General features: G+C 69.4%; 20 protein-coding genes. 19 read left to right on the plus strand and 1 reads right to left on the minus strand.

Features of this window, described 5'->3' with window-relative positions:
- The first annotated feature begins 1 nt into the window (after position 1).
- From RYM47_RS00390 to RYM47_RS00475, 18 genes are all read left to right on the plus strand, one after another.
- Positions 2-121 (plus strand): hypothetical protein, encoded by a 120-nt coding sequence (locus RYM47_RS00390; RefSeq protein WP_315385312.1) that lies wholly within the window; start codon positions 2-4, stop codon positions 119-121.
- Between the two features lie 22 nt (positions 122-143).
- Positions 144-695: a hypothetical protein gene (locus RYM47_RS00395; protein ID WP_315385314.1), complete on the plus strand. Its 552-nt coding sequence runs from the start codon at positions 144-146 to the stop codon at positions 693-695.
- A complete protein-coding gene (locus RYM47_RS00400) occupies positions 688-2,376 on the plus strand; it encodes an AMP-binding protein (RefSeq protein WP_315385316.1) in 1,689 nt (562 codons plus the stop codon). The genes RYM47_RS00395 and RYM47_RS00400 overlap by 8 nt, the downstream gene beginning before the upstream one ends.
- A complete protein-coding gene (locus RYM47_RS00405) occupies positions 2,369-3,124 on the plus strand; it encodes a glycosyltransferase family 2 protein (protein WP_315385317.1) in 756 nt (251 codons plus the stop codon). The genes RYM47_RS00400 and RYM47_RS00405 overlap by 8 nt, the downstream gene beginning before the upstream one ends.
- Positions 3,121-4,068: an acyltransferase gene (locus RYM47_RS00410; RefSeq protein ID WP_315385318.1), complete on the plus strand. Its 948-nt coding sequence runs from the start codon at positions 3,121-3,123 to the stop codon at positions 4,066-4,068. The genes RYM47_RS00405 and RYM47_RS00410 overlap by 4 nt, the downstream gene beginning before the upstream one ends.
- Positions 4,058-5,620 carry an aromatic amino acid ammonia-lyase gene (locus RYM47_RS00415; RefSeq protein WP_315385319.1) on the plus strand — a complete coding sequence of 521 codons (1,563 nt, stop codon included), beginning with the start codon at positions 4,058-4,060 and terminating at the stop codon, positions 5,618-5,620. The genes RYM47_RS00410 and RYM47_RS00415 overlap by 11 nt, the downstream gene beginning before the upstream one ends.
- Positions 5,607-6,038: an acyl-CoA thioesterase gene (locus tag RYM47_RS00420; RefSeq protein ID WP_315385320.1), complete on the plus strand. Its 432-nt coding sequence runs from the start codon at positions 5,607-5,609 to the stop codon at positions 6,036-6,038. Before RYM47_RS00415 ends, RYM47_RS00420 begins: the two co-directional genes overlap by 14 nt.
- Positions 6,039-6,040: 2 nt before the next feature.
- The gene (locus RYM47_RS00425; RefSeq protein ID WP_315385589.1) at positions 6,041-6,667 is read left to right on the plus strand and encodes an outer membrane lipoprotein carrier protein LolA; all 627 of its coding nucleotides are present in this window, start codon (positions 6,041-6,043) and stop codon (positions 6,665-6,667) included.
- Positions 6,660-9,029 (plus strand): MMPL family transporter, encoded by a 2,370-nt coding sequence (locus tag RYM47_RS00430; RefSeq protein WP_315385321.1) that lies wholly within the window; start codon positions 6,660-6,662, stop codon positions 9,027-9,029. Before RYM47_RS00425 ends, RYM47_RS00430 begins: the two co-directional genes overlap by 8 nt.
- A gap of 43 nt (positions 9,030-9,072) precedes the next feature.
- A complete protein-coding gene (locus tag RYM47_RS00435; protein ID WP_315385322.1) occupies positions 9,073-10,314 on the plus strand; it encodes an NAD(P)/FAD-dependent oxidoreductase in 1,242 nt (413 codons plus the stop codon).
- The gene (locus RYM47_RS00440; protein ID WP_315385323.1) at positions 10,302-10,853 is read left to right on the plus strand and encodes a DUF3261 domain-containing protein; all 552 of its coding nucleotides are present in this window, start codon (positions 10,302-10,304) and stop codon (positions 10,851-10,853) included. The genes RYM47_RS00435 and RYM47_RS00440 overlap by 13 nt, the downstream gene beginning before the upstream one ends.
- Positions 10,850-12,037 (plus strand): beta-ketoacyl-[acyl-carrier-protein] synthase family protein, encoded by a 1,188-nt coding sequence (locus RYM47_RS00445; RefSeq protein ID WP_315385324.1) that lies wholly within the window; start codon positions 10,850-10,852, stop codon positions 12,035-12,037. The genes RYM47_RS00440 and RYM47_RS00445 overlap by 4 nt, the downstream gene beginning before the upstream one ends.
- A gap of 2 nt (positions 12,038-12,039) precedes the next feature.
- A complete protein-coding gene (locus RYM47_RS00450) occupies positions 12,040-12,495 on the plus strand; it encodes a hotdog family protein (protein WP_315385326.1) in 456 nt (151 codons plus the stop codon).
- Positions 12,492-13,223, plus strand: a complete 732-nt coding sequence (gene fabG, locus RYM47_RS00455; protein ID WP_315385327.1) for a 3-oxoacyl-ACP reductase FabG — start codon at positions 12,492-12,494, stop codon at positions 13,221-13,223. Before RYM47_RS00450 ends, fabG begins: the two co-directional genes overlap by 4 nt.
- The gene (locus RYM47_RS00460) at positions 13,223-14,464 is read left to right on the plus strand and encodes a beta-ketoacyl-ACP synthase (protein WP_315385328.1); all 1,242 of its coding nucleotides are present in this window, start codon (positions 13,223-13,225) and stop codon (positions 14,462-14,464) included. The genes fabG and RYM47_RS00460 overlap by 1 nt, the downstream gene beginning before the upstream one ends.
- A 33-nt stretch (positions 14,465-14,497) precedes the next feature.
- Positions 14,498-14,935, plus strand: coding sequence for an excinuclease ATPase subunit (locus RYM47_RS00465; RefSeq protein WP_315385329.1), 438 nt, complete (start codon positions 14,498-14,500; stop codon positions 14,933-14,935).
- Between the two features lie 300 nt (positions 14,936-15,235).
- Positions 15,236-15,508 (plus strand): YcgL domain-containing protein, encoded by a 273-nt coding sequence (locus RYM47_RS00470; protein WP_315385330.1) that lies wholly within the window; start codon positions 15,236-15,238, stop codon positions 15,506-15,508.
- Positions 15,505-18,846 (plus strand): ankyrin repeat domain-containing protein, encoded by a 3,342-nt coding sequence (locus RYM47_RS00475; RefSeq protein ID WP_315385331.1) that lies wholly within the window; start codon positions 15,505-15,507, stop codon positions 18,844-18,846. The genes RYM47_RS00470 and RYM47_RS00475 overlap by 4 nt, the downstream gene beginning before the upstream one ends.
- Here RYM47_RS00475 and RYM47_RS00480 read toward each other — a convergent pair whose 3' ends face one another.
- On the minus strand, positions 18,847-20,673 hold the full coding sequence (locus RYM47_RS00480) for a monovalent cation:proton antiporter-2 (CPA2) family protein (RefSeq protein ID WP_315385332.1): 1,827 nt from the start codon (positions 20,671-20,673) through the stop codon (positions 18,847-18,849).
- Between the two features lie 307 nt (positions 20,674-20,980).
- Between RYM47_RS00480 and mgtE the strand changes: the two genes are divergently transcribed.
- Positions 20,981-22,348, plus strand: coding sequence for a magnesium transporter (mgtE, locus tag RYM47_RS00485; RefSeq protein ID WP_315385333.1), 1,368 nt, complete (start codon positions 20,981-20,983; stop codon positions 22,346-22,348).
- Positions 22,349-22,477: the final 129 nt, after the last annotated feature.

The following is a 22,477-nucleotide window of genomic DNA, read 5'->3' on the forward strand; positions in this document are numbered from 1 at the left end:
CGTGCAGCTCAAGCCGCTGCTGGGCCGCAACCTGCAACCTGAAGCGTTCAAGTCGGTGCGCACCGTGCAGGACATCGTCGATGTCGTGCATGGCCTGCTGCCCGGGCAAGCGGCCGCCTGACGGCCGCCGCTGAAGGTCGACCATGGTCCGGGTGCGGGTCGCGGCGTTTGCAGTGCTGTCGCTGGCGTACCCGCTGGTGGTGTACCTGTCGCTCGGCCGCTTCGAGCCGCGCTGGATGGCGCTGCTGCTGTTCGCGCTGGCGGCCCTGCGCGCGCTGACCACCCGCCAGCCGGTGTGGTGGGCCGCTGCGGTCGGCGCCGGCCTGCTGGCCCTGCTCGCCACGGCGTTCAACCAGGCGCTGCCGCTCAAGCTGTACCCCGCACTGGTCAACGCGGTGATGCTGGTCATCTTCGCCACCAGCCTGCGCTTCCCGCCCAGCGCGGTGGAGCGGCTGGCGCGGCTGACCGAGCCGGACCTGCCGCCGTTCGCGGTGATCTATACCCGCCGCGTCACCCAGGTGTGGTGCGGCTTTTTCGTTCTCAACGGGGCCTTGGCCCTGGTCACGGCGTTCTGGGCCTCCAACCAGGTCTGGGCGCTTTACAACGGACTGTTGGCGTACGTGATGATGGGTACCTTGTTTGCAGGTGAGTGGCTGGTGCGGCGGCGGGTGAAGGCGGCGCACGCGCATGGCTGAGTGGATTGCGCTGGACCGGCTGGCTCGGGTGCCGCAGCCCGACCGCATCGTTGGCCTCGACGCCGACGACCGCAGCGTGACGCATGCGGAGTTCCGCACCCGGGTGCTGGGCTGGCAGCAGGCGTTCGCCGCCGCGCCGGGCCGCGACTGGGCGCTGTACTTCGACGACACCCTGGCGTTCGCCGCCGCCCTGCTGGGCGCGTGGCATGCGGGCAAGCGCGTATTCCTGGGCGGTGACAACCTGCCGGCCACGCTGGAAGGCCTGGCCCCGCGCGTGGACGGGTTCGCCGGCGATGTGCCGGACCGCTACGCGCCGCTGCAGCCGCACGCCGACATTGACCCGGACAGCCCGCTCGACGCGCTGGACGAAGATGCACTGGAACTGGTCGTGTTCACCTCGGGCAGCACCGGCACCCCGAGCGCCATCGGCAAGGTCCTGCGCCAGCTCACCCGCGAAGTCGACGCGCTGCAGGCTGCCTTCGGCGAACAGCTCGACGGCGCGCAGGTGCACGGTACGGTGTCGCACCAGCACATCTACGGCCTGCTGTTCCGCGTGCTGTGGCCGCTCGCCGCCGGGCGCCCGATCCAGCCGCGCCGGTTCTTCCACGAAGACCTGGTCAGCGCGCTGGCCGAACAGCCCTCGGTGCTGGTGGCGACGCCCGCCCACCTCAAGCGGTTGCCCGAACAGCTGGACTGGTCGGCGTTGAACGGCCGCCTGCGCGCGGTGTTCTCCTCCGGGGGGCCGCTGCCCAGCGAAGCCGCCCTGCAGGTGCGCGCCCTGCTCGGCGTGGCGCCCACCGAAGTCTTCGGCAGCAGCGAAACCGGCGGCATCGCGTGGCGCCGCTGGAGTGCCGATGCGCCGCAGTGGCACCCGCTGCCGGGCGTGGCGTGGCGCATCGACGACGGCTGCCTGGCGGTCTCGTCGCCGCACCTGGCCGACAGCGCCTGGTGGCAGACCCAGGACCGCGTCGAGGCCGACGCCGGGCAGAGCTTCCGCCTGCTCGGGCGCGCCGACCGCATTGTCAAGATCGAAGAACGCCGGGTCTCGCTCGACGCGCTGGAGCAGCAGCTGCGCGCGCATCCGCAGGTGCAGGACGTGCGCGTGCTGGTGCTGCCGGGCGCGCGCGAGCAGCTCGCCGCCGTGGTGGTGCCGCGCGCCGCCGATGTGGCGCAGTGGCGTGACGCGCAGCGTCGCCAGCTCGGCCAGCAGCTCGGGTCGCACCTGGCGCAGAGCCATGACGCGGTCACCCGGCCACGGCGCTGGCGTTTCGTCGACGAACTGCCGTTCAACGCGCAGGGCAAGACCACCGCCGCCGCACTGGCGGCACTGTTCCGGCCGCTGCTGCCCACCGCGCAGTGGCAGCAGCGCGACGCCGACGCCGCGTTGCTGGTGCTGCCGCTGGAGCCGGACCTGGTCGCTTTCGACGGTCACTTCCCGCAGGCGAAGATCCTTCCCGGCGTGGTCCAGCTCGACTGGGCGATCCATTACGCACGCGAAGCGTTCGCGATGCCGCCGCGCTTCGAACGCATGGATGCGCTGAAGTTCCAGCACGTGGCACGGCCGGGCGATCGGTTGCAGCTCACCCTGGGCTGGGACGCGCTGAAGTCCGTACTCAGTTTCCGCTATGTCTCCGACCACGGCGTGCATGCCAGTGGCCGCGTGGTGTTCGGCGATGCGTGACGCCACGCTGGTGGTGATTCCGGTCTACGACCACGAACACGCCATCGGCGCGGTGGTGCAGGGCGTGCTTGCCAGCGGCCTGCCGTGCCTGCTGGTCGATGACGGCTCGCACGCTGCCTGCGCGGCGACGCTGCAGGCGCTGGCCGACGCGCAGCCGGAGCAGGTTTCATTGCTTCGCCTTGCATGCAACCAGGGCAAGGGTGGCGCCATGCTGGCTGGATTCGCCGAAGCGGCGCGGCGCGGCTACAGCCACGTGCTGCAGATCGACGCCGACGGCCAGCACGACCCGGGCGACATTCCGCGCTTCCAGGCGCTGGCCATGCAGCACCCGCATGCGGTGATCTGCGGTACGCCGGCGTATGACGAAAGCGTGCCCAAGGCGCGCCTGTATGGCCGCTATGCCACGCATATCTGGGTGTGGATCAACACGCTGTCGTTGCAGATCCGCGATTCGATGTGTGGGTTCCGGGTCTATCCACTGGCGCCGGTGATGCGGCTGGTGGGCGAGGAAACGATTGGTCGGCGCATGGACTTCGACAGCGAGATCCTGGTGCGGCTGTTCTGGCGCGAGGTGCAGGTGATCAGCGTGCCGACCCGGGTGACCTATCCCAGCGACGGTGTTTCGCATTTCGACGTGTGGCGCGACAACGTGCGCATCAGCCGGATGCACACCCGCCTGTTCTTCGGCATGCTCGGGCGCGCACCGCGCCTGCTGTGGCGTCGGCGCAAGCGAGCGCGCGCGGCATGAACGCGCCGGCACCGACCCACGCCCCGCACTGGGCCGACCTGGGCGAAAGCACGTCGGCCGCCGGCGTGCTGTTCCTGTGCTGGGTGCACCGCTGGTTCGGGCGCTGGCCGTTCCGCCTGTGCGTGTACCCGGTCGTGCTGTGCCACTGGCTGGGCAACCGCGTGGCGCGGCGCGCCTCGCTGCAGTACCTGCAGCGCCTGCAGGCGCACACCGGCGTGTTCGGTGGCACCCCCGGCTACTGGACCAGCCTGAAACATTTCGCGCTGTTCGCCGACACGATGCTGGACAAGCTGCTCGGCCTCGGCGGGCGCTACCCGCCCGGGCGCATCCACCTGCAACGCGACCTGATGCTGGAGAAGATCGCGCGCCGCGAGGGCGGATTGATCCTCACCGCGCACATCGGCTGCCTGGAGCTGTGCCAGGTGCTGGCCGAGCAGGTGCCGGGCTTCCACATCACCGTGCTGGTGCATACCGCGCACGCGCAGCGTTTCAACCGTCTGATGCAGCGGCTGGATCCGCTGGCGTCGGTCGAACTGCTGCAGGTCACCGACATGGGCCCGGCCACCGCCGTGGAACTGCAGCGTCGCGTGCAGGCCGGCGGCTTCGTCGCGATCGTCGGCGACCGCGTGCCGCTGCGCGGCGGCCGTACCGTGCCGGCACCGTTTCTGGGCCACACCGCGCAGTTCCCGATCGGCGCCTATGTGCTGGCCGCGGCGCTGGCCTGCCCGGTGTACACCATGGCCTGCCTGCATGAAGGCGACGGCTACCGCGTGCGCTTCGAGCATTTCAGCGACCGCATCGTGCTGCCGCGCGGTTCGCGCGATGCCGCGCTGACCGCGCAGGCCGAACACTTCGCCCGGTGGCTGGAACTCCAGGTTACCGAAGCACCCTTGGACTGGTTCAACTTCTTCCCCTTCTGGGATCAGGCATCTCATGGCTCGTAATGCAGGCTCCACCCCGGCACGCACCGTCCGCTTCGGCGACGCGCCGCTGACCATCGAAGACGTGGTCGCGCTGTCGCAGCGCCAGGCCGACGCGGTCGTCACCGACGATCCGGCGTTCACCGCGCGGATCCAGCGCGGCGCCGACTTCCTCGACCGCCTGCTGCGCGAAGACGGCGTCATCTACGGCGTGACCACCGGCTACGGCGACTCCTGCACGGTGAACATTCCGCCGGCGCTGGTGGCCGAGCTGCCGCACCATCTGTTCACCTACCACGGCTGTGGCCTGGGCCGCTTCCTGGACGAGCAGGAAACCCGCGCAGTGATCGCCGCGCGCCTGGCCTCGCTGGTGCGTGGCATGTCCGGGGTCAGCCATCCGCTGCTGCAGGGCCTGGCTACGCTGCTGCGCCACGACGTACTGCCGCTGATTCCGGCCGAAGGCTCGGTCGGTGCCAGCGGCGACCTCACCCCGCTGTCGTACGTGGCCGCCGTGCTGTGTGGCGAGCGCGAGGTGATGTACCAGGGCACGCGTCGCCCGGCCGCCGACGTGTTGGCCGAGATCGGCATGGCGCCGTTGCGGTTGCGTCCCAAGGAAGGCCTGGCGATCATGAACGGCACCGCGGTGATGACCGCGCTGGCCTGCCTGGCCTACGAACGCGCCGATTACCTCACCCGGCTCGCCACCCGCCTGACCGCGTTCAACGTGCTGGCCAGCGACGGCAACGCGCACCATTTCGACGAGATGCTGTTCGCGGCCAAGCCGCACCCGGGCCAGATGCAGATCGCCGCGCGCCTGCGCGACGACCTGCACAGCGACCGCCCGCCGCGCAACGAACAGCGCCTGCAGGACCGCTACTCGCTGCGTTGCGCGCCGCACGTGATCGGCGTGGTGCAGGACGCGCTGCCGTTCCTGCGCCAGCTGATCGAAACCGAACTCAACAGCGCCAACGACAACCCGCTGATCGACGCCGACGGCGAGCGCATCCTGCACGGTGGCCACTTCTATGGCGGTCATATCGCCTTCGCGATGGATGCGCTGAAGAACACCATCGCCAACCTGGCCGACCTGCTCGACCGCCAGCTGGCGCTGGTGGTGGACGCGCGCTACAACCACGGCCTGCCCGCCAACCTGTCGGCATCCACCGGTGAGCGCGCGCCGATCAACCATGGCCTGAAGGCCCTGCAGATCAGCGTCTCGGCGTGGACCGCCGAAGCGCTCAAGCAGACCATGCCGGCCTCGGTGTTCTCGCGCTCGACCGAATGCCACAACCAGGACAAGGTCAGCATGGGCACCATCGCCGCGCGCGACTGCCTGCGGGTGATCGAACTGACCGAACAGGTGGTGGCGGCGATGCTGATCGCCGCCCGCCAGGGCCTGGCGCTGCGCGAACGGGTTGGCCTGAACGCGCAGCTGCATGGCAGTCTGGCCGACATGTACGCCGACCTGGGGCAGCGCATCGCCCTGATTGAAGAAGACCGCGCGCTGGATCGCGAACTGCGGGAACTGCTGGTGGAGATCCGCGCGCAACGTTGGGAGCTGTATGCCGGTGAATGAGGCCATTGAACGGGTTGGCGATATTGCGTTGACCCCCGCCTTCCATGACTGCGACCCGATGAACGTGGTCTGGCATGGCAACTACTTCAAGTACTTCGAGATCGCGCGCTGCGCGTTGCTCGGGCGCTACGACTACGACTACCCGCAGATGCTCGAATCGGGCTACCTGTGGCCGGTGGTCGATGCACGGGTGAAATATGTGCGCCCGCTGCTGTTCAACCAGGCCCTGCGCGTGATCGCGCGCATCGCGGAATGGGAGAACCGGCTGAAGATCGAGTACGAGATTCTCGATGCGGAAAGCGGCCAGGTGCTGACCCGCGCGATGACCATCCAGGTCGCGGTGGACGCGGCCAGCAAGGAAATGCTGTACCAGTGCCCGCCGGTACTGTGGGAACGCCTGGGAGTGCCTGCGCCGTGACGATGCTTGCCCGTGTTTCGAGCGTGCTGCTGTGCGCGCTGCTGCTGGCGGCCGTACCGCGTGTACAGGCGGCCGACCCCGCCGTCGATGCGATCACCCAGGCGGTGGCGCGGCCCGACGTGCTGCGTGGCCAGTTCAGCCAGGAAAAACAGGTCAGCGGCTTCAAGAACCCACTGCGCTCGCAGGGCCGGTTCGTGGTCGCGCGCCAGCACGGCGTGATCTGGACCACGCTCAAGCCCTTCCCTTCTGAAGTGGTGGTCACTGCCGACCGCATCCTCAGCCGCCAGCGCGATGGCAGCACCCGCGTCGAGCTCGACGCGCGGCAGCAGCCGGCGATGCGCTCGGTCAACGCGATCATGTTCGCGCTGATGAGCGGCGACGCACAGGCACTGTCGGCGCAGTTCGTGGTCAAGGTCGAGGCACTGCCGGACAACGGCTGGCGCATGCAGCTGACCCCGCGCTCGGCGATGCTGGCCAAGGTGTTCAGCGCGCTCAGCCTGAGCGGCGACCGCTACGTGCGCGAGGTGCAGATCACCGAAGCCAACCAGGACGTCACCCGCATCCATTTCGCTGGCCTGAGCGAAACCCCGGCACAGCTGAGCGCCGACGAGGGCCGCCGGTTTGAATGAGCAGTTGAACGGGGCGTGGCGTGAAAACGGTCGGTTGCAGCGCGCCTGGCGCTGGCTGGCGGTGGCGTGGCTGCTGGTGCTGGTGGGCCTGGGGGTGCAGCAGTGGCAGCTGTGGCAGCAGGAGGCGCGGATCGACACTGACATCCTGGCGCTGTTGCCGCAGGACGCGCACGACCGCCTGCTCTCCGACGTCACCCGCCGCATCGCCGATGCCAATGCCCGCCAAGTCGTAGTTCTGCTCGGCAGCGCCGACGCCGCGCAGACCAAGGCGGCCGAGCAGGCGTTCCGCGAAGCGATCTCCGGAGCGCTGACGGAAGCGGGGCAGAGCCCCGCTCTACGGGAGGCCGGGTCGATTGAAGGCTGGTTCGACCAGGCGCGTGCGTTCTACGCGCCTTACCGCGACCGCCTGCTCACCGACGCGCAGCGCCAGCGCCTGCAGGACGAATCGCCGGAAGGCCTTTCCGAATCCGCGCTCGCTGCCTTGTACGGCCCGATGGGCGCACCGCGCCTGACCGAATGGCGACAGGACCCGCTGTCGTTGTGGCCGCAGTGGTGGCAGGAACGCGCACTCGGCTCCGGCCTGCGCATGGGCGATGACGGCCTGCTCGAAGCCGACGGGAAACACTGGTCGGTCGTGCAGTACGAAACCACCGGCTCGGCCTTCCAGCTCGACGGCGAACGCCATATCGACCTGCTGCTCGATGCCGCCACCGCAGCGGCCAGCAGACAGGCCCCCGGCCTTGAAGTACTGCGCGCCGGCGTGCCGTTGCATGCCGAAGCGGCGGCGGTCCAGGCCAACCGCGAAATCAACACGATCGGCTGGGGCTCGCTGGCGGCGGTGCTGCTGCTGGTGTGGCTGGCGTTCCGGTCGCTGCGCCCGATCCTGCTGGTCGCCGCGTCGCTGTTGATCGGCTGCGGCGTGGCGCTGGCGGTGACCGTGCTGGTGTTCGGCAAGGTCCATGTGCTGACCCTGGTGTTCGGTGCCTCACTGGTCGGCGTGGCCGAGGACTACGGCATCCACTGGTTCGCCTCGCGCCAGGCCGAGCCGGCCGACCGCCGCTGGAAGCTGCTGCGGCACCTGCTGCCCGGGTTGTGGCTGGCGCTGCTGACCAGCGCGCTGGCTTACCTGGCGCTGGGCCTGGCCCCATTCCCGGGTCTGCGCCAGATGGCGCTGTTCTCGGTGGTCGGCCTGGCCGCCGCCTTCCTCACCGTGATCTTCTGGTTCCCGTGGCTGGATGGCGGCGAGATCCGCAGCACCCGCTTCGCGCGCTGGCTCGGCGCCACCCTGGAGCGCTGGCCGCGCCTGCACGGACGCCGTCCGGTGGCGCTGTTCCTTGGCGCGGTGGTGGTGGTCTCGGCCGTGGGCATGCTGCGCCTGCAGCCCAACGACGACCTGCGCAGCCTGCAGTCCTCGCCGATGGCGCTGATCAACCAGCAGATCCGCATCAGCCAGATGCTGGGCATGCCCAGCCCGGCGCAGTTCTACCTGGTGCAGGGCGACAGCGCCGAACAGGTGCTGGAGCGCGAGGAAGCGCTGGTCGCGCGCCTGCGCGTACTGTCGGCGGAGAAACAGATCGGCGGCTACCGCGCGCTCAGCGAGTGGCTGCCGTCGGTGCAGCGCCAGCACGCCGATGCCGCGCTGACCGCGCGGGTGGAACCGCAGGTGCTGGCCGCCGTCGGCGAAACCGTTGGCGAAACCCTGCAGCGCCCCGACTATGCCGCGCAGGACCTGCAGGCCGACGCGTTCCTCGCCTCGCCCGCATCGATGCCGTTCCGCCACCTGTGGCTGGGGGAAGTAGGGCAGGGCATGGCCTCGGTGGTGATGGTGGATGACCTGTCGCGCGCCGACGCGCTGAGCTTGCTGGAAGCGCAGGCCACCGGCATCGAGGGTGTGCGCTGGGTCGACCGTACCGCCGACTTCTCCGCACTGCTCAAGCACTACCGCAAGCTGATGAGCGCGCTGCTGCTGGTCGGCATCGTGCTGGTGTTCGCGGTGCTGTACTGGCGCTACCGTGGCCAGGCCTGGCGCGTGTTCGCCCCGACCCTGGCCGCCGGCGCGCTCACCCTGGGCCTGCTCGGCCTGTTCGGCCAGCCGCTGCAGCTGTTCAACGTACTCGCGCTGATGCTGCTGCTGGGCATGGGCATCGACTACGGCATCTTCCTGGTCGAACACCGTGGCGACGCCAGCGCATGGCTGGCGGTCTGCGTGGGCGCAGCCAGCACCTGGTTGTCGTTCGGCCTGCTCGGCCTGTCGGCCACCCCGGCGCTGCGCGCGTTCGGGCTCACCCTGCTGTTCGGTATCGGCCTGGTCTGGCTGATATCGCCCCTGTTCCGTCCTCCACCGCACGACGCACCGCACTGAGCGACCGCGCCGGACCCCACTTGTCTTGATCAAGGATGCATCGATGAACGCAGCACTGGAAACCACAGAAATCCTGGTGATCGGCGCCGGTCCGGCCGGATCCGTCGCCGCCGCGATGCTGCGCCAGCAGGGCCGCCAGGTGTTGATGCTGGAGCGCCAGCAGTTCCCGCGCTTTTCCATCGGCGAGAGCCTGCTGCCGCAGAGCATGGAGTACATCGAAGCGGCCGGCCTGCTGCAGGACGTGGTGGAAGCGGGCTTCCAGTACAAGAACGGCGCGGCCTTCGTGCGTGGCGAACGCACGACCGAGTTCGACTTCCGCGACAAGTTCTCGCCCGGTTGGGGCACGACCTACCAGGTGCAGCGCGCCAACTTCGACGACGTGCTCGCGCGCGGCGCCGAGCGCATGGGCACCACCCTGCGATTCGGCGATGAAGTGCTCTCGGTCGAACCGGGCAGCCCGGCACGGGTACAGGTGCGCCGCCCGGACGGCAGCGAGTACACCATCGAAGCCGGCTTCATCCTCGACGCGAGTGGTTTCGCGCGGCTGCTGCCGCGTCAGTTGAAGCTCGAGTCGCCGTCGAACTTCCCGGTGCGCGGTGCGATCTTCTGCCACGTGCGCGACAACATCCCGGCCGATGCGGGCTTCGACCGCAACAAGATCCTGATCACCACCCATCCCGAACATGTGGACGTGTGGTACTGGACGATTCCGTTCTCCAACGGCTGCTGTTCGCTGGGCGTGGTCGCCGAGCCGAGCTTCTTCGAGAAGTACACCGGCACCGACCTGGAGAAGCTGCAGGCCATCGTCGGCGAAGATCCCAACCTGACCCGCCTGCTCAAGGACGCGGAGTGGGCGGTGCTGCCGGTGCGCACCATCACCGGCTACTCGGCCAACGTCAGCTCGCTGTGGGGCGAGGGCTACGCGCTGCTGGGCAATGCCGGCGAGTTCCTCGACCCGGTGTTCTCCTCCGGCGTGACCATCGCCTTCAAGTCGGCGCAGCTGGCCAGCGACTGCCTGGCCCGCCGCCATGCCGGTGAACAGGTGGACTGGGAGCGCGAGTTCGCGATTCCGCTGCGCGCCGGCGTGAAGACCTTCCGCCGCTTCGTCGAAGCGTGGTACGCCGGTGGCTTCCAGAAGATCATCTACCATCCCGACCAGCAGCCCGAGATCCGTCGCATGATTTCCTCGATCCTGGCCGGGTACGCCTGGGATACCAACAACCCGTACGTGGCCGATGACAGCGGCCGGCGCCTGCGGGTGCTGGAGGAACTGTGCAGCGCCTGATCCTGACCCTGCTGTTGAGCCTGCTGCTGGCCGCCTGTGCCAGCACCCGCATGCCCGCGCCGCTGGTGCAGCTGCCCATCCTGCAGTTGCCGCCCTCGGCACTGGCGCAGCCGCTGCAGCTGCAGCAGCGCCTGCAGTTCCGCTTCGGCAGTCACGAACGCGAGCTGGACGCGCTGCTTGAAGCCGATGGCGAACAGGTCAGGCTGGCGGTGCAGGCCATGGGCCAGACCGGTGTGCGCATGGTCTGGGACGGGCATGCCCTGGAACAGACCCGCGCACCGTGGCTGCCGCCGCAGGTGCGCGGCGAACGCGTGCTGGACGACCTTCAGTTCGCGCTGTGGCCGGCCGATGCCATCCGGGCGGCATTGCCGTCCGGATGGACCCTGGTCGAGGACGGTGGGACGCGTCGCCTGGAGCAGGACGGCAAGGCGTGGCTGGTGCTGGAGCCGCTGGACGATGGGCGCGTGCGCCTGCGCAACCTCGCCGAAGGCTATGAACTGGTGATCGAATCGTTGGACATGGGACAGGCAGGATCGTGAGCAGTACGGCGGTATATCTGAATGAGCTGGGCATCACCTGCGCATTGGGCAATGGACGCGCGCAGGTGCGCGACGGCCTGTTCGCCGACCAGCCCGGCGGCCTGCGCGACAACGACCGCATGATCCCCGGGCGCATCCTTGCGCTGGGCGAAGTGGCCGACCCGCTGCCGGACCTGTCCGCGCTGCCGGTGGCGCTGCGCGGGCGCAACAACGCGCTGCTGGAAAGCGCGCTGCTGCAGATCCGCCCGGCCGTGGACGCGGCGATCAGGCAGTACGGAGCCGACCGCGTGGCGGTCATCATCGGCACCAGCACCTCGGGGATCGGCGAGTCGGAAAGCGCCCTGCGCATGCAGGCAGACGAAGGCCGCTGGCCGGACGACTTCCACTACGCGCAGCAGGAAATGGGGACCTCGGCGCGCTTCGTGCGCGAGCGCATCGGCAGCGGCGGCCCAGCCTGGACCATTTCCACCGCCTGTTCCTCCAGCGCCAAGGCGTTGATGTCGGCGGCGCGGCTGCTGCGTGCCGGTGTGGTCGACGCGGTCGTCGCCGGCGGCGCCGACTCGCTGTGCCGCTTCACCGTGGCCGGCTTCAGCGCGCTGGAGTCGGTGTCGGCCGCGCGCTGCAACCCGTTCTCGCGGCACCGCAACGGCATCAACATCGGTGAAGGCGCCGCGCTGTTCCTGATGACGCGCGAAACCGGTCCGGTGCGCCTTTCCGGCTGGGGTGAGTCCTCCGATGCGCACCACATGTCCGCCCCCGACCCGCAGGCGCGCGGCGCCATCGACGCCATGCAGCAGGCGCTGGACCGCGCCGGGCTGGCACCGCAGCAGGTCGACTACGTGAACCTGCATGGCACCGCCACCGGGCACAACGATGCCATGGAGAGCGTGGCGGTGGCACAGGTGCTGGGCACTGCGGTGCCGGCCAGTTCGACCAAGCCGCTGACCGGGCACACCCTGGGCGCCTCCGGCGCGATCGAAGCGGCGCTGTGCTGGATGACCCTGGCCGACAACCCCGATCAGCGCCTGCCCACGCACTGGTGGGACGGCGAGGCCGACGATGCATTGCCGGCGCTGACCCTGGTCGCTCCGGGCACGCGCGCGGCACAACCGCTGCAGCACGTGCTCAGCCATTCGTTCGCGTTCGGCGGCAGCAATGCCGTGCTGGCGCTGGCACGGGGTTGAGCATGCAGCTGCCTGCCGATATCGAAAGCGTGCTGCCGCACCGCGCCAGCCTGCGCCTGGTCGACCGTGTAATCGACTGGCAGCCGGAATCCATCGTGGTCGAGGTGGACGTGCCCGCACAGGGCCTGTTCTCCAGCCCCGACGGCGTGCCGGCCTGGGTCGGCGTGGAGTACATGGCGCAGGCGATTGCGGCCTGGGCCGGGTGTCGGGCCCGCGCCGAAGGGCGTGAACCCTCGATCGGGTTCCTGCTCGGCACCCGGCGCTACACCGCCCACCAGCCGGCCTTCACGCCGGGCACCTGCCTGCGGGTGGAGGCACAGTGCGAGCTGATGGGCGAAAATGGGCTGGGCATGTTCGCCTGCCGGATCCTGGCAGGTGATGTTGAATTGGCGGTCGCCAACGTATCGGTGTTCGAACCACGCGATGCGATGGCCTATCTGGAGAGTGGAGAGGCATGACAGGGAATCAGACCGTGCTGGTGACCGGCGCCAGCCGGGGCATCGGCCGCGCCGTGGCGCTGCGTATCGCGCGCGACGGCTTCGACGTGGTGGTGCATTGCCGCAGTCGCATCGAGGAAGCGCAGGACGTGGTCGCGCAGATCCAGGCACTGGGCCGGCAGGCCCGCGTGTTGATGTTCGACGTGTCCGACCGCGATGCCGCGCGTACCGCGCTGGAAGCCGACATCGAGGCGCATGGCACCTATTACGGCGTGGTCTGCAACGCCGGCATCGCCCGTGATGGCGCGTTCCCGGCCATGACCGCGGAGGACTGGGACGCGGTCGTGCATACCAACCTGGACAGCTTCTACAACGTGCTGCACCCGCTGGTGATGCCGATGGTGCGGCGGCGCAAGCCGGGCCGCATCGTTACCCTGTCCTCGGTCTCGGGGCTGGTCGGCAACCGCGGGCAGACCAACTACAGCGCGGCCAAGGCCGGCATCATCGGCGCCACCAAGGCGTTGGCACTGGAACTTGCCAGCCGTGCGATCACCGTCAACTGCGTGGCGCCGGGCCTGATCGAGACCGAGATGGTCAACCAGGAAGTGCTCGACCACGCGCTCAAACTCATTCCCGCCGGGCGCATGGGCCAGCCGGACGAAGTCGCGCACGCGGTGTCGTTCCTGCTCTCCGAGTCGGCCGGGTACATCACCCGGCAGGTGATTTCGGTCAACGGGGGGATGGTCTGATGGCCCGCCCCGAACGTCGTGTCGTGGTCACCGGTGCCGCTGCGATCAGCCCGCTCGGCAACGACTGGCCGAGCATCCGTGCGCGCCTGCATGAACAACGCAACGCGGTGCGCTACATCCCCGGCTGGGAAGTCTTCGATGGCCTGAACACGCGCCTGGCCGCGCCGGCCGAAGACTACGAACTGCCTTCCAACTACAACCGCAAGACCACCCGCAGCATGGGCAGGGTCGCGGTGATGTCGGTGCGCGCCACCGAGCTGGCGCTCGAAGCGGCCGGCCTGCTGGGACACCCGGTGCTGCGCAGCGGCCTGGCCGGGGTCGCCTACGGCTCCTCCTCGGGCAGTCATGAAGCCACCGCCGAATTCGGCCGCATGCTGCATGACCACACCACCGAAGGCATCAGCGCCACCACCTACCTGAAGATGATGAGCCACACCTCGCCGGTGAACATCGGCGTGTTCTTCGGCTTGTCCGGACGGGTCTACACCACCTCCAGCGCCTGCACCTCGGGCAGCCAGGGCGTGGGCTCGGGCTATGAAGCGATTCGCAGTGGCAAGCAGACGGTGATGGTCACCGGCGGCGCCGAACAGCTCGACGCCACCGCGGCGGCGGTGTTCGACACATTGTTCGCAACCAGCGTGCGCAACGATGCACCGCAGACCACGCCCAGCCCGTTCGACGCGCACCGCGATGGCCTGGTGCTGGGCGAGGGTGCCGGCACCCTCATCCTGGAAGAGCTGGAGCATGCGCAGGCGCGCGGCGCCACCATCCTGGCCGAAGTGGTCGGCTATGGCACCAACAGCGACGGCCAGCACGTCACCCAGCCCACTGCCGACACCATGGCCCAGGCCATGCGCCTGGCGCTGGAAGACGCCGGCCTGGAGCCAGGCCAGATCGGCTACGTCAACGCGCACGGCACCGCCACCGAGCATGGCGACATCGCCGAAACCCAGGCCACCGCCCAGGTGTTTGGCGCGGGCATGCCGATCAGTTCGCTGAAGAGCTACGTCGGCCACATGCTCGGCGCCTGCGGCGCGTTCGAAGCCTGGGTCACCATCGAAATGATGCGGGAAGGCTGGTTCGCCCCGACCCTGAACCTGCACGAGGTCGACCCGCGCTGCGGCGCGCTGGATTTCATCCGGGGCGAAGGCCGCCTCATGCAGCCTGAGTACGTGATGAGCAACAACTTCGCCTTCGGCGGCATCAACACCTCGTTGATCTTCCGTCGCTGGCAGGACTGAGTACCACCCGACTTACAACAAGGAGAAAGTTGAATGCGTCGTTTTGCCCTGTTTGCCGCTGCCGCCCTGCTCACCGTCGCCAGCACCGCCCACGCCCGTGAAACCCGTGTCGAGCAGTCGCTGCGCAGCCTGATCGAATCCCCCGAAGCCAAGGCCGCCGGTATCGACGGCAGCGTGCGCTTCTACCTGGCCGGCGAAAAGGTCAACGTCCAGCAGCGCCTGGGCGAAGACGTGACCAACAAGAAGACCAACGCCGCCAACAAGAGCGATGCCGAGGCCTGCCGCTGGGTCGCACTGTCGGCGCTGCGCGCGCTGCAGGACGGCGCCAAGTCGCGCGGCGCCAACGCCGTGGTCGACATCGTCAGCTACTACAAGAAGAACGAGTTCAAGAGCAGCAGCAACTACGAGTGCTACGCCGGCGCCATCCTTGCGGGCGTCGCCCTGAAGGGGACCTACGCAAAAGTGAAATAACGCGACGCGTTATTTCACGGGTAGCAGCCGAAGAGAACGGCAGGAGCCGTTCTCAACGTCGCGAAGCGACGGCCCGGAGGGTGGCCGACAGGACGTCGGACATACCTTGGTCGGATGGCATTGCCCCGTCCTTCCTTTGGAAGGGCGGGGCCGCTTTACCTGAACAACCCCGCCACATTGATGAACCTGAATCTGCCCCGCGCCTGAAAACCGGCGCCCCACGCGGCAGATACCTATCGGACTTGCGTGGTTTCCGACACAATCGACGTATCTATTCCCAGGGCCACCGCCCCGCGGGCAATGCAAGCCTACGTCTACAAAAGCCAACGCAAGCAGGACACCTACGTCTACCTCGCCGCCCGCGACGCCTTCGATGCCATCCCCGATGCGTTGAAAGCCACGCTGGCGCCGTTCGCATTCGTGCTGGAAGTCGCCCTGACCCCCGACCGTCGCCTCGCCCTGGCCGACGTTGACCAGGTGCGCGTCAACCTCGCCGAACGCGGTTTCCACCTGCAGATGCCTCCGCCGCCGGTACCGCCGGTGCGCGTGCCGCGCCGCGATGACCCGCGATGACTGACGCCCTGCGCACCCGCGCTGCCGCCATTGCCGTTGCCGTCGGCAGCCTGTTGTCGCTGGCCGTGGTGCTGGGTGGCGTGCCGGCGGCATTGGGTGCGGCGCTGGCGCAGCCGGCGTTCGCGCTGGGCGTGTCGTGGTGGCGGCGCAGCCGCGCGGTACCTGCGTTGCCGCAGCTGGGCCGGCAGGACCTGCCGGCGCTGGGCGCCTTGTGGGCGCTGGGTCCGGCGCTGTTTGCGCTGCTGGTGTCCTGGCCGCTGGCCGCACTGCACGACAGCGGCAGTCTCGCCGCCGTACTCGGCCTGAGCGTGGCGGTCAGCGCCGCGCTGCTGGGCGTGTGGCGCACCTGGCCACTCTGGAACGAAATCGAACGCAGCGACGGTAGCCTGGCGCGGCATTGGCGCAGCCTGGCGACGCGTGACCTGAGCGCCTGGCGCGGGCTGATCGTGGCCGGCCTGGTGGTGGCGCTGTGCGCGCTGGTGGTGGTGCCGGCGTGGCCCGGCCTGCTGGCCGACAGCCTGCGCTGGCCATGCGCGTTGCTGGTGCTGATCGGTTCGCCGCTGGCCCACTTCGCGCTGCAGCGTGTCGCACCCGCCGACCCGCTGCCGGCGCGCAGCGTGCTGCAGCCGGCGTCCGCCGCCTTCGCCGCCGCCGCGCACGAGGACGATGCGACCCAGCCGCTGGAGCCGCTGGGCCAGCACGAACGCCTGCCCGCCCTGTATGAGGCTGCACGCAGCGGCCGGGTCGACCGCGCCCTGCAGCTGCTGGCCGCAGGTGCCGATCCGCACGGCCTGCCCGACCCGAACTGGCGCGACCAGCGCAGCCTGGTGGTGCTGGCGGCGGTGCTGCCGGATCTGCGCCTGCTGCGCGAACTGATCGCGCGCGGCGTCGGCGTCAACACCCCGCACCGCGGCATGACCCCGCTGCTGGCGGCCACCCGCGACAGCTGGCATGGCCGCCCCGAAGCGGTGATGACCCTGCTCGCCAACGGTGCCGATTCGCGTGCGGTCGACAGCGACGGCAACACCCCCCTGCACCATGCCGCGCGCAGTTCCGACCCCGGCGTGGCCGCGCTGCTGCGCGACGCCGCCGCCGAAGTGGACGCGCTCAACAACGACGGCTGGTCGCCGCTGGCGGTGGCCTGCCAGGTCGGCAACTGGCGCCTGGCGCGCTTCCTGCTGGAGCGGGGTGCGCGTACCGAACCGGCCGAGGGCACCCCGGTGCTGCTGGCCGCGGCCGGCACCGAAGAAGACGATACCGCCGGCGTGCAGCTGCTGCTCAAGCACAAGGCTCGCGCCGACGCGCGCGACCGCCAGCGCCGCAGCGCGCTGCATGAAGCCGCCCTGGCCGGGCACGTGGACATCATCGAGGTCCTGCTGGCCGCCGGCGCCAACCTTGAATCGCGCGATGCGCTGTCACGCACGCCGTGGCTGGAAGCGGCGCGTGCCGGTCGCGCCGCCGTGGTCGAACACCTGCTGCCGCACAAGCCCGACCTGCACGCCGTGGACGTGGAAGGCCGCAATGCGGTGCTGCTGGCCTGCATGGCCGACACCGTGTCGCCGCTGCTGGTGCGCCGCCTGCTTGACCTCGGCATTGCCGCGGATGTGCCGGACCCGCAGGGCCGCCGCGCCGTGGACATCGCCGCCGCGGCCGGTCGCTGGACCATCGTGTCGCTGCTGGACCGCAGCTATCCGCTGCCGGCAGCAGTGAGCGACGGGCTGGCCAGCGCCGCCGAGGGTGACGCCGACGCTTCTACCCCGATCCTCCCGGACCGCCCGCCACTGGACCTGCTGCGCGAAGCGCTGGGCTTCGGCAATGTCGACGGCATGGCCACACTGGCGCGGCTGTGCAGCCCGGAAGAACTGGGCGGCCTGCTGCACGACGCCGAACTGGCGCTGGACCCGCATGCGGTGGAATGGCTGCTGGCGCACGGCGCCGCGCCGGAAGTGCTGGATGCCTGCGGCGACACCCCGATGTTTGCGCTGCTGTCGCGTGGCGTCGATGCGGTACCCGCACTCCAGGTGCTGCTGCGCCGGGGCGTGTCGCCGGCCGGCACCGGCGGCCTGGCGCGCCTGCTGGCGGCCTGCGCGCAGCACGACCAGGCCGCGCGCGGGCTTGAACAGCTGGCGCTGGAACTGCTTGAGCGGGGTGCCGACCCGTTCGCGGCCTCGCCGGCGGGCGACCCGCCGCTGTCACTGGCGGTGCGGCTGGGCTGGCTGCGCCTGCAGCAGGCCCTGCTGACCCTGGGCGTGGACCGTGAAGCGCGCGACAGCCATGGCATGACCGCGCTGCACCTGGCCACCGCGCTGGCCCGCGAAGGCTCGCTGAAGCTGCTGGTGCAGCAGGGCGCCTCGCCCGAAGCGCGTGCCGCCGACGGCCAGACCCCGCTGGGCGTGGCGCTGTCGATCGGCCGCCGCGACCTTGCCGACTGGCTGGACTGGCGCGTGTGGCCGCTGCCCGGTCGTGCGTTGCGCGCCGCTGACCTGCCCGGCGCCGCCATGGCTGGCGACGCCGACGCGGTGCGCCGTTTGAACGACCTGGGCTTCGCCATCGACGTGGTCGACGCGCAGGGCTGCACCGCGCTGCTGCGTGCCGCCGGCGGTGGCCACCTGGCGGTGGTCGACCTGCTGCTGGCGCGCGGGGCCAATCCGCAGCACGCCGCTGCCAGCGGCGCGACGCCGTTGTCGGCAGCGGTCAGCATGCGCCAGATCGACATCGTCTCGGCCCTGCTGGATGCTGGCGCGGAGCTCGAATACCGACTGCCGGGCGGGGTGACCGTGCTGATGCTGGCGTCGGCGCTGGGCCTGCCCGACATCGCCGCGCGCCTGCTCACCGCCGGTGCCAACGTGCATGCCGGCGACGCGCAGCAGCTCGGTCCACTGCACTGCGCGGCCCTGTACGGCTTCGGCGCCCGCGACCGCTCGCGCCTGCTGGCCCTGCTGGACACGCTGCTGCTGTCCGGCGCCGAGCCTGACCAGGCGGCGGCCGGTTCGGTGACGCCGCTGCTGCTGTTGCTGGGCGCCCGCGCCGAGCCCGGCACCGCCTGCGACGAACAGGTCGTGCTGGCTGCAGTCGAACGCCTGCTCGATGAAGACGTATCGCTGGAAGCGCGCGACCCGCGCGGCTTCGGTCCGCTGCACCTGGCGGCCCTGCACGGGCTGCCGCTGCTGGTGCAGCGCCTGCTGCGCGCCGGTGCCGATCCGGACGTGCGCGATGCACTCAACCGCAGCCCGCGCGAGATCGCGGTGATGCGCGGTTTCATCGATGTCGCCGGCGAATTCGAACCGCGCGTACCGGGCGTGTCCTCGATGGCGCGGTTCCTGCGCGACAACGGGTAGCTACGTGGTGCCGGGCTCTGCCCGGCCGGTGTCCCTTCCGTTGTCCGTTCCGCCGTCGTGTTCCGCATCCGCCTCGAACAGCCGCATCAGATCTGCCCGCGCATCGCGTGAGGTCTGGATCACCGCTGCCTCGTCGTCATACACCAGGTACTGATCGCGCAGCAGTTTCTCGTCATGTTCGCGGAAGCGCCGTACATGGCTGCGCGCGGTATCTTCGGACAGCCCCAGCGCCATCAACAGGCGCTCGCTCATGTCCAGGCTCGACCCGAACACCTCGCGGAACGGTTCGGCCGACATGTCCATCAAGCGCCACGCATGCTGGCGGTTGCGCGCGCGGGCCAGCACCACCGCGTCCGGGTACATGCGCCGGATCAGGCGGGTCGCGCGCATGTTGGCTTCCGGGTCGTCCAGCGTCACCACATACACCCGTACGTTCTCGCTGCCGGCAGCGCGCAGGATCTCCGGCCGGGTCGGATCGCCGTAGTACAGCTTGTTGCCGAACCGGCGCAGGTCCGAGACCGTGTCCGGATTCGCTTCCAATGCCACGAATGGAATCTTCTGCGCGGTCAGCAGGCGTGCCACGACCTGGCCGAACCGGCCCATGCCGGCGATCATCACGCTGGGCTCGGTGCCGCCGGTGTCGATCGTGTCGGCCGGGCGCTTGTCCTTCGCGGCTTCATGCTCGCTGCCGAGCAATCGCAGCAGCAGGATCATCAACAGCGGCGTCAGCGCCATCGACAGACCGACGATCGCCACCAGCCGATCGTGGTTGGCGTTGCCGAGCAGGTTGGCGCGCTGCGCCTCATTGAACACCACGAAGGCGAATTCGCCGCCCAGCCACAGCACGCTGCCCAGCAGCACGGCATGCCGGGTACTGAGTTTCGCCAGTTTGCCGATGCCGAACAGCAGCCCGAATTTCACCACCAGCAGGACCGCCACCCCGATGGCGATCGCCCACGGCTCGGCGATCACCCGGTCCAGGTCGATGCCCATGCCCACGGCGATGAAGAACAGGCCGAGCAGCAGCCCCTTGAAGGGTTCGATCTGCGATTCCAGTTCGTGGCGGAACTCCGAATCGGAGAGCAGCACGCCGGCCAGGAACGCGCCGAGGCTGGGGCTGAGCCCGACCTCCTGCATGAACCACGCGGTGCCCAGCACCACCAGCAGCGCCATCGCGGTGAACACCTCGGGGCTGCGCGTGCGCGCCACGGTACTGAACAGCCAGCGCAGCACCGGCCGCCCGCACACGATCACCACCGCCAGCGCACCCAGCGCCAGCGTCACATCTCCCCAGTCCAGGGTCTCGTTCCTGGCCCCGCCCAACAGCGGAATGGCGGCCAGCAGCGGAATCGCGATCAGGTCCTGGAACAGCAGGATCGCAAAGCCCAAGCGCCCGTAATCGGTGTTCAGGCCCTTGTGCTCGGACAGCAGCTGCAGGCCCACGGCGGTGGACGACAGCGCCAGCGCGATGCCCACGATCAGCGCGCCTTTCCACTGGAAGTGGTCCAGCATCAGCAGGCTGCCCAGCACCAGCGCGCTCAGCGCTACCTGCGCCGTGCCCGCACCAAACACCGAGCGCCGCATCACCTTCAGGCGCGCGGGCGAAAGCTCCAGCCCGATCACGAACAGCAGCATGACCACGCCGATTTCGGCGGCGCCCAGGATACGGTCGGCATCCTGCACGAAGCCCAGCCCGTCCGGGCCGAGTACCACGCCAGCGACCAGATACCCCAGCACCGCGCCCAGCCCGAGCTTCTTGAACACCGGCACGGCGATTACCGCAGCCAGCAGCAACACCAGGGCCAGGACCAGCGCACCGCTATGCATGGGGAAACCTGCGCATCGCATCATCGGCCTGTCGCCGGTGGCCCATTATGCGGCCCGCCGCGTCAACGACCTTCAACCGCGCCTGACCCCAGTCGCCACAGGGGTTGACCCGGCCTGCCCACGGGTCCAGACTCCCGCCCGCTGGCCGCGCCCACCGGTGCGCCCCGCAACACCCTTCCGGAGTCCACACCCATGTCCAGCGACAGTAGAAGTCGACCTTGCTCGACGCCAGCGATGGCCACCGCCTGACATCGGGACGGTTCGCCAGCGTTGGCGTCGCGCGAACGCGATCCACAAGGCGAACCCCATGAACCAGAAAGACCTCCTGCGCCCGGCGGCCGACGCCGCGCTGAGCGCACCCCTGCAGGACTTCAACACCGCTGACGCGGTCGAATACCTCAACACCCTGGAGCTGTCGCGCGCCGCCGACACCCTGGCCGCGTTGCCGTTGCCGCGCGCGGTGAAGATGCTCGAGCAGCCCGAGCTCACCCGCAGTGGCGACCTCGTCGCTGCGCTGCCGGTCGCCAAGGCCGCCGCGCTGCTCGGCTTGATGGCCGACGACCGCGCCACCGACATCGTCCATGAGCTGGACGAGGACGAACGCGCCCGGCTGATCCCGCTGCTCAGCGCCGAGTCGCGCCAGGCCATCCAGCAGCTGCTCAGCTACCCGGCACACACCGCCGGCGCGCTGATGACCACCGAGTTCGTCAGCGTGCCCGCCGACTGGACCGTGGGCCGCACCCTGCAGCACATCCGCGAAGTCGAGCGCACCCGCGAAACCGTGTACGCCATCTACGTACTCGACCCGCGCACCCAGGCGCTGCAGCAGGTGGTGACCATGCGCCGGCTGATCACCGGGTTGCCCGACGAGCCGATCCTGGACGTGGCCCAGGTCAACCCGCCGGTGACCGTCGACGCCCTGCTCGACCAGGAAGAAGTGGCCCAGCTGATCCGCCGCCACGACCTGCTCGCCATTCCGGTGGTGGACGCGCGCCAGCAGGTGCTCGGCATCGTTACCGTGGACGACATCCTGGACGCACTGATCGAAGAATCCACCGAGGACGTGCACAAGTTCGGCGGCATGGAAGCGCTTGAAAAGCCCTACATGCAGATCGGCTTCTTCGAGATGCTGCGCAAGCGCGCCGGCTGGCTCAGCGTGCTGTTCCTCGGTGAAATGCTCACCGCCAGCGCCATGCAGCATTACGAAGACGAACTGGCCCGCGCCGTGGTGCTGACCCTGTTCATTCCGCTGATCATGAGCTCGGGCGGCAACTCCGGTTCGCAGGCCACCTCGCTGCTGATCCGCAGCCTGGCGCTGCGCGAACTGCGCCTGCGCGACTGGTGGAAGGTGGCGCTGCGCGAAGTGCCCACCGGCATCACCCTGGGCGCGATCCTCGGCGTGCTGGCGGTGATCCGCATCGTGTCCTGGCAGCTGCTGGGCCTGCATGACTACGGCGAGCACTGGAAGTTGCTGGCGCTGACCATCGGCGCGGCACTGGTCGGCATTGTCACCTTCGGTTCGCTGTCCGGCTCGATGCTGCCCTTCATCCTCAAGCGCCTCGGTTTCGACCCGGCCAGCGCCTCCGCCCCGTTCGTGGCGACGCTGGTCGACGTGACCGGCCTGGTGATCTATTTCAGCATCGCCGCCGCGATTTTGAGCGGAACGCTGCTTTAGCCCAGTGGTCAACCTTGGGGTAGGGTCGGTTCCCAAACGACCGCCGACCTTGTCCATCGGTGCATTGACGCATGGACCCCAAACGAAGATGCGCGCGGCCAGGCATCCAAGGCCGCGCGAATCATCGGT

Origin of the sequence: uncultured Stenotrophomonas sp., from assembly GCF_963519125.1 — a bacterium.
In the GTDB taxonomy this organism is placed as follows: domain Bacteria; phylum Pseudomonadota; class Gammaproteobacteria; order Xanthomonadales; family Xanthomonadaceae; genus Stenotrophomonas.